Source organism: uncultured Rikenella sp. (assembly GCF_947628055.1).
Lineage (GTDB): Bacteria > Bacteroidota > Bacteroidia > Bacteroidales > Rikenellaceae > Rikenella.
The window spans coordinates 1-6898 of the sequence record NZ_CANQYJ010000121.1 but is presented as its reverse complement, the minus strand read 5'-3'; the positions used below and the strand labels follow the sequence as shown (position 1 = coordinate 6898).

Genomic DNA, 6898 nt, shown 5'->3' with positions numbered 1-6898 from the left:
AAGGACGCTGCGGGCGGTTCCTATACGCTCATAGGTATTCCAAGCGGCAACATCCTCCACCGCCATCACCCTATCCGGTCTCCACGCAGGCCACATTTCCGGATCGCCGTCGCGACGCTCTCTCGCATACGCGATATGGTATTCCAGCGAATCGGCCGGATCATCCGTCGTGCAGATCGCCTCGACATTCATCCGCCGCAGCAGCCCCCGGGCAGAAAAGCCATCCGGATCGCCCTGCAACATGCTATTGCAGCGATCGTATATTTCCCTCGCCGTTTCCGGTTTCAGCAACGTATCGATCCCGAAATAACGCTTCAGTTCCAAGGCCGTCCAATGATAAAGCGGGTTCCGCATCGTCTGCGGCACCGTCTCCGCCCATTTGGCGAACTTTTCCCAATCCGAGGCCTCGCCTGTGATATACCGTTCGTCGACCCCTGCCGCCCGCATCGCCCGCCACTTGTAATGGTCGCCGCCCAGCCACAACTGCGCTATATTCTCCGCCCGGTAATCCTCCGCCACCTGTTTCGGCGACAGGTGATTGTGGTAGTCGACAACCGGCATCGGAGCGGCATGGCCATGATACAATTCCCGCGCGGCATCCGTGCCGAGCAGGAAATCCTCGTGAATAAACACTTTCTCCATAACTTTACTTTTTATCACATGCCGCCGGATACAACGTCCGTCCGATCCCCTCTTCCAGTCCCCGCAGCTCCGCCAGCCCCTTGAGGCGCCCGATCGCCGAATAACCCGGGTAGGTCTTTTTCTTCAGGTCGTCCAGCATCTGGTGTCCGTGATCCGGCCTGAGCGGAATCGACTGCCCCGTCCGCTGCATCGCTTCGACCAGCGCCCGCATGATCGTATACATGTCGATACTCCCTTCCAGGTGGTTCGCTTCGTAAAAATTACCCTCCGCATCCCGTTCGGTACTGCGCAGGTGGACGAAATGGATTCGCCCTTCGTTCCCGAACCGCTCCGCCATCGCCGGCAGGTCGTTGTCCGGCCGGATGCTCAGCGACCCCGTGCAAAAACAAAGACCGTTGGAAGCATTCGGCACCGCCTCGGCAAGTTGCATAAAGTCCGCCGCACAACTCATAATGCGCGGCAGCCCCAAAAGCCTGTAAGGCGGATCGTCCGGATGGATCGCCAGCCTCACCCCCGCTTCGTCCGCCACCGGGGCCACCGCCTTTAAAAACAAAATCAGATGTTCCCGGAGTTTGGCATCGGTAATATCGCTGTATAATTCCAGCCCTTGACGGATATTTTCGAGAGTAAAACTCTCGTCCGCCCCCGGCAGCCCCATCAAGACGCTGGCCGTCAGCGTTTCGATCTCCTGCGGCGACATCTGTTCGTAGCGTGCTTTCGCTTTCAGGATTTCGTCCGGCGTATAATCCTCGTCCGCTCCCCGCCGTTGCAGGACATACAGATCGAACGCCACGAACGCCGCCCGCTCGAACCGCAGCGCCCGCGAACCGTCGGCCAGTTCATAAACCACATCCGTCCGCGTCCAGTCCAGCACCGGCATAAAATTATAGGTCACCACCGGCACCCCCGCCGCTGCCAGATTCCGCAGGCTCTCCTTGTAGTTTTCGATATGCCGCGCATAATCCCCCCGCCGCGTTTTGATCGCTTCGCTCACCGGCAAGCTCTCCACCACATGCCATGTCAGTTCCGCAGCCTCGATGTTCGCTTTGTAGCGTTCGATCTCCTCCAACGGCCAGACCTCGCCCGGGGCAATATGATGCAAAGCACTCACCACTCCTGTCGCCCCCGCCTGCCGGATGTCGGCCAGCGACACCGGATCGTTCGGCCCGTACCAGCGCATCGTCTGCTCGAACCGTATTCTGTTGTTTTGTCCCATGATATTACTATTTTTCGCGATTATATACTATCGCACCAGCCACCCCTTGTCCCGATTTTTCGGCTCGCGCCGCCCTCCGGCCGCGAGAAGCGGCCCCCGGCGCAGAACCGAACTCGAAAAAAGAGAAAAGTGCAATTATATAACCGCGCTATTTTTATTTACACATCCGTTCTTTGGCTACTGTTACCGAACCGTCCCTTTTCTGAAGAAAAGGGGCACAAAAGTCTTTAGGCGACACTTCGTATCGCATGACCGTTCTTAGCCAACGAGCTTCGATCTTGGTATTTGGGAGTAGCGCGAGGAAGCCGAGGCAAAACAGGCGTAACACAGTTAACAAGAACTGTCCCATACAGTTCCCAAGAAACGAATCTGTAAATAGAAAAAATATGATTGATTATACACCTGAAAAGATCGAGAACCCGCCGTCCACCGGCACCACGACCCCCGTCACGAACGCCGAGGCGTCCGAGACCAGCCAGCCCAGCGTCCCGTTCAACTCTTCCGGTTTCCCGAAGCGTCCGTAAGGCGTCGCCGCCATAATATCACGCGAACGTTCCGTCAGCGAACCGTCCGGGTTGGTCAGCAGCGTCCGATTCTGCTCCGTCAGGAAAAAACCCGGCGCAATGGCATTCACCCGCACCCCTTCCCCGAATTTCTTGACCATCTCGACCGCCATCCAGCGGGTGAAATTGTCGATCGCCGCCTTCGATGCCGAATAGCCCACCACACGGGTAATCACCCCCTGCGCCGCCATAGAGGAGATATTGACGATGCTCCCCCGTTTATGTTTCCCCTCGCGACCGGCCATCGCCCGGCCGAAAACCAGCGTCGGCAGCACCGTCCCCATAAAATTGAGATCCACCACCCCGCGCATCGCCTCAGTATCGAGGTCGAAAATCGTCTGATCCGGCGCAATCGTCGCCCCGGCCTGGTTTCCGCCCGCCGCATTGAGCAAGATGTCCACCCCGCCCCATTCAGCCACCAGTCGTTCGCAAGCCGACTGCAATGCCGCCTTGTCCAGCACGTCGGCCTGCAAAAACAGTGTCTCGCCGCCGGTCGCCACAGCGATTTCCCGGGCTTTGGCTTCGCCCCGTTCCGCATTGCGGCCCAGAATCGCCACCCGTGCCCCCTGTTGCGACAGGAACAGAGCCATACTGCTCCCCAACACGCCATAGCCGCCCGTTACGACCGCTATACGTCCGGCGATGTCATACAAATCGTTTCTTTTCATCCTTATTATTTTTGGTGTTAGTAGTCTATTATTCCGAAAAACTCAGCGCCCCAGCGCCTCCTGCCACACCTCCTCCTTGAAACCGACCAGCACGCGATCCGGCAATACCAGAACCGGCCGTTTGACCAGCTTCCCGTCCGCAGACAGCAGAGCGACCAACTCCTTGTGCGACATCCCCTTTATTTTATCTTTCAGCTCCAACTCTTTATACAGCAATCCGCTCGTATTGAAGAATTTCCGTACCGGCAGACCGCTCATCGGAATCCACCGGCCCAATTCTTCCGCCGAAGGTCTATCCGTCACTATATTGCGCGCTTCGACTTCGATACCCCGTTCGGCCAGCCATCTGGCGGCTTTGCGGCACGTGCCGCACGGAGGATAATACACGAACAATGGCCTCATTTTTGTTATACTTTTATTATATTGCAAATGTAACGATTCCTATCCAAACCTATGCCCCTATGCTGCCCCTGACCCTGGCCGACATGACGCTGCCGCTGACCAACCCCGTACTGAAATTCCTGCTGATTCTGATCATTATCCTGTCGGCGCCGCTGTTGCTCAACAAGATACGCATCCCGCACCTGCTGGGGCTCATCATCGCAGGGGCCGTCGTCGGGCCGTTCGGATTCAATCTGATGGAACGGGACAGCAGCATCATTCTGTCGGGAACCGCCGGTCTGCTCTACATCATGTTCTTAGCAGGTTTGGAGATCGACATCGCCGATTTCAAGAAAAACAGCACACGGAGCCTGACCTTCGGACTGTTCACCTTCAGCATCCCGATGATATTGGGCATCTTGGCCAGTTACTACATCCTGAACTTCAACATCCTGACATCCATCCTGCTGGCCAGCATGTTCGCGTCGCACACGCTCATCACCTATCCCATTGTCAGCAAATTAGGCGTCCAGAAGAATCCGGCGGTGACCATTACCGTGGGCGGCACAATGATTACGGATACCCTGGCCCTGCTGGTACTGACCATTATCGTCGGGCTGTCGGCCGGTTCGGTGGACAACGGCTTCTGGATTCGTCTGGGCGTGTCGCTGACCCTCTTCGGAGGCATCGTCCTGCTGCTCTTTCCGCTGATCGGACGGTGGTTCTTCAAACGATTCCACGACAACGTATCGCAATACATATTCGTCTTGGCCATCGTTTTCTTAGGGGCGTTCCTGGCCGAAGCGGCAGGCATCGAGCCCATCATCGGGGCGTTCCTGGCAGGGCTCGCCATGAACCGGCTGATCCCGCGCACCTCCCCTTTGATGAACCGCATCGAATTCGTCGGAAACGCCATCTTTATCCCGTTCTTCCTGATCGGCGTGGGAATGCTGATCGATTACCGGGCATTCTTCAAGGACTTCGAGACGATCAAAGTGGCCATCGTCATGACGGTGATCGCTACGGCGGCCAAATTTCTGGCAGCGTATGCCACGCAAAAAACATTCAAATACTCCGTCGACCAGCGGCGCCTGATCTTCGGTCTGAGCAACGCGCAAGCCGCTGCGACACTGGCGGCGGTACTGGTGGGCTACGGCATCGTGACGGGCCACACGGAATCCGGCGAACCGATCCGCCTGCTGAACGAAAGCGTCCTGAACGGCACGATCCTGATGATTCTGATCACCTGCACCATCGCTTCGTTCGCCACACAGCGCGGGGCCCGGAACATCGCCCTGGCCGATGCGCCTGAATCGGCGCCCGGACACGAGAAAAGCGATCTGCCGGAACGGATCCTGATCCCGATGAGCCACCCGGAGACGGCCGAAGAGCTGATCCACCTGAGCGTCACCCTCAAATCCAAAGGCAACCGAAACGGACTGTGCGCACTCCACGTATTGTCCAACGACAATGCGGCCAGCAATGCCGACCGGCAGGGACGGCGGCTGCTGGAAAAAGCAGTGATCGCCGCGGCGGCAACGGATACCGAATTGCAGGAACTGCTCCGTTACGATTCGGACATCGCCAACGCCATCATCAGCACGATTCACGAACAGAAAATCACCGACCTGATTCTCAGCCTGAGGCCGGACAATTCGGATGAAGGCCCGACGCCGTTCCCCAGTGCCACTATGGAAAACATCCTGACACAGAACAACATAACGACACTGGTCTACAAACCCGTGCAACCGCTTTCGACCGTGAGACGGCTGCTGGTCATCGTGCCCGACCGGGCTGAAAAAGAGCTCGGTTTCGCCCTCTGGATATGGAAAGTCTGGAACATGGGGCGGAATACAAACACCAAAGTGGTCTTTTACGCCCCGGCTCACACGCTGGCCCAGATCAAGACCATCCACGCCAAAAACCCCATCGAAGCGGAGTTCCGCAAATTCGACGAATGGGACGATTTCCTGATTTTGTTCCGGGAAGTCAAAGCGAACGACCTCCTGCTGGCCGTGCTGAGCCGCAAGGGCGGCCCGTCGTACCACAAAAACATGAATTGCATACCGGGCTACCTGAACAAATACGCACGGTCGAACAGTTTTATCTTAGTTTATCCGCTCCAACAGAACGATCCCCGAAACGGAGATTTGAGCAATCCTTCGCTGTTGCTCGCCTGATCGGCGACACACGATCATCCAGTCCTACGCCATGCAAAACAGAACCGATCGATACAACCCTTTTTTCCGCCAATTGCTTTTCCTGGGCGTCCTGGTCGCCATGGGAGTAGTGATTTTCCGGCAGCTTAATTTTTTCGTGGGAGCTTTCCTGGGAGCCACCACACTCTATGTCGTCCTGCGCAACTCCCTGTTCCGCCTGACCGAAGAGCGCCACTGGAAACCGTGGATCGCATCGTCAGTCCTGGTGGCGATGACCTGCATCGTGCTGCTTTGCATCGGCTACGTGATATTCGAAGTGGTCGCTTCGGAAATTCCCCAAGTGGACACCGCCCGAGTAGTGGGCAGCTTCAACAAATTGATCGCCAGGGTCAACGACTGGATTGGCTATCAAGTCATCTCGGGCAAGCTGCTGACCGAATCCCAGCACTTGATCACCCGATTCGCCTCGATGCTGATCAATACGACTTACAGTTTCGCGGCAAACATTTTCCTGATGGTGGTCTTACTCTATTTCATGCTGGCCGCCGGGCGTCGAATGGAAGACACTCTGCTCCGCTACGCCCCTTTCAGCGGCAGAAGCCTGAAACGGATCAAAAGGGAAGCAAAGGATATGATTTTCAGCAATGCCGTGGGAATCCCTGTGGTCATGGTGGCGCAGGCCGCCGCCTCCGCTCTGTTCTATTGGATAGCGGGCATACCGAATGTCTTGTTCTGGGCTTTCGTGACCGGCGTCTTCGGCCTCGTGCCGATGCTGGGAACGGCGATCGTCACGGTGCCGCTCAGCATCTATCTGCTCGCCACGGGAGCCGTATGGCAGGGGATCGTCCTCCTGGCAGCGGCTGTAATCATCATCGCCAATGTGGATAATGCCTGCCGGATCTTCCTGATGAAACGGGCTGCGGACACCCATCCGATGATCGTCATTTTGGGAGTGATCTTAGGGATACCGCTGTTCGGATTCTGGGGGATTATCTTCGGCCCGCTCCTGATCTCCGGATTTCTGCTATTGATCCGGATCTATTACATCGAATACAGGCTGACCGCCCCGCTGTCGTCCGATCAGAATATACAAAACCGGGAACAGCGGGAAACGAACCGGGAAGCGGAATAGCCGAAATTCTTTCGATTACAACGATCTGTCAAGCCGAAGAGGGCCTTTCCGCTATAGCGGAAAGGCCCTCTTCCTATTTGCGGTGCGGACGAGACTCGAACTCGCGACCCCCTGCGTGACAGGCAGGTATTCTAACC

Annotated in this window: 6 protein-coding genes; 2 read left to right on the top strand and 4 right to left on the bottom strand. The window is 56.8% G+C overall.

What is annotated here, in order from left to right:
- The 4 genes from Q0Z93_RS09235 to Q0Z93_RS09220 form a co-directional block, all read right to left on the bottom strand.
- On the bottom strand, positions 1-642 hold a 642-nt coding region (locus Q0Z93_RS09235), incomplete at its 3' end, for a glucuronate isomerase (RefSeq protein WP_298064825.1).
- 4 nt (positions 643-646) lie between these two features.
- On the bottom strand, positions 647-1858 hold the full coding sequence (gene uxuA, locus Q0Z93_RS09230) for a mannonate dehydratase (RefSeq protein ID WP_298064822.1): 1212 nt from the start codon (positions 1856-1858) through the stop codon (positions 647-649).
- Positions 1859-2252: 394 nt separating this feature from the next.
- Positions 2253-3089 carry an SDR family oxidoreductase gene (locus tag Q0Z93_RS09225; RefSeq protein WP_298064821.1) on the bottom strand — a complete coding sequence of 279 codons (837 nt, stop codon included), beginning with the start codon at positions 3087-3089 and terminating at the stop codon, positions 2253-2255.
- A 42-nt stretch (positions 3090-3131) separates the two neighbouring features.
- Positions 3132-3491, bottom strand: a complete 360-nt coding sequence (locus Q0Z93_RS09220) for an arsenate reductase family protein (RefSeq protein WP_298064820.1) — start codon at positions 3489-3491, stop codon at positions 3132-3134.
- Between the two features lie 59 nt (positions 3492-3550).
- Between Q0Z93_RS09220 and Q0Z93_RS09215 the strand changes: the two genes are divergently transcribed.
- Both Q0Z93_RS09215 and Q0Z93_RS09210 read left to right on the top strand, forming a co-directional pair.
- Positions 3551-5650 (top strand): cation:proton antiporter, encoded by a 2100-nt coding sequence (locus Q0Z93_RS09215; RefSeq protein ID WP_298064818.1) that lies wholly within the window; start codon positions 3551-3553, stop codon positions 5648-5650.
- Positions 5651-5681: 31 nt separating this feature from the next.
- On the top strand, positions 5682-6761 hold the full coding sequence (locus tag Q0Z93_RS09210; RefSeq protein ID WP_298064814.1) for an AI-2E family transporter: 1080 nt from the start codon (positions 5682-5684) through the stop codon (positions 6759-6761).
- The last annotated feature ends 137 nt before the right edge of the window (positions 6762-6898 follow it).

What these genes read in the sequence shown, in the direction of transcription:
- uxuA (WP_298064822.1), bottom strand. Translation starts at nt 1,858, where the DNA reads ATGGGACAAAACAACAGAATACGGTTCGAGCAGACGATGCGCTGGTAC.
- Q0Z93_RS09225 (WP_298064821.1), bottom strand. Translation starts at nt 3,089, where the DNA reads ATGAAAAGAAACGATTTGTATGACATCGCCGGACGTATAGCGGTCGTA.
- Q0Z93_RS09220 (WP_298064820.1), bottom strand. Translation starts at nt 3,491, where the DNA reads ATGAGGCCATTGTTCGTGTATTATCCTCCGTGCGGCACGTGCCGCAAA.
- Q0Z93_RS09215 (WP_298064818.1), top strand. Translation starts at nt 3,551, where the DNA reads ATGCTGCCCCTGACCCTGGCCGACATGACGCTGCCGCTGACCAACCCC.
- Q0Z93_RS09210 (WP_298064814.1), top strand. Translation starts at nt 5,682, where the DNA reads ATGCAAAACAGAACCGATCGATACAACCCTTTTTTCCGCCAATTGCTT.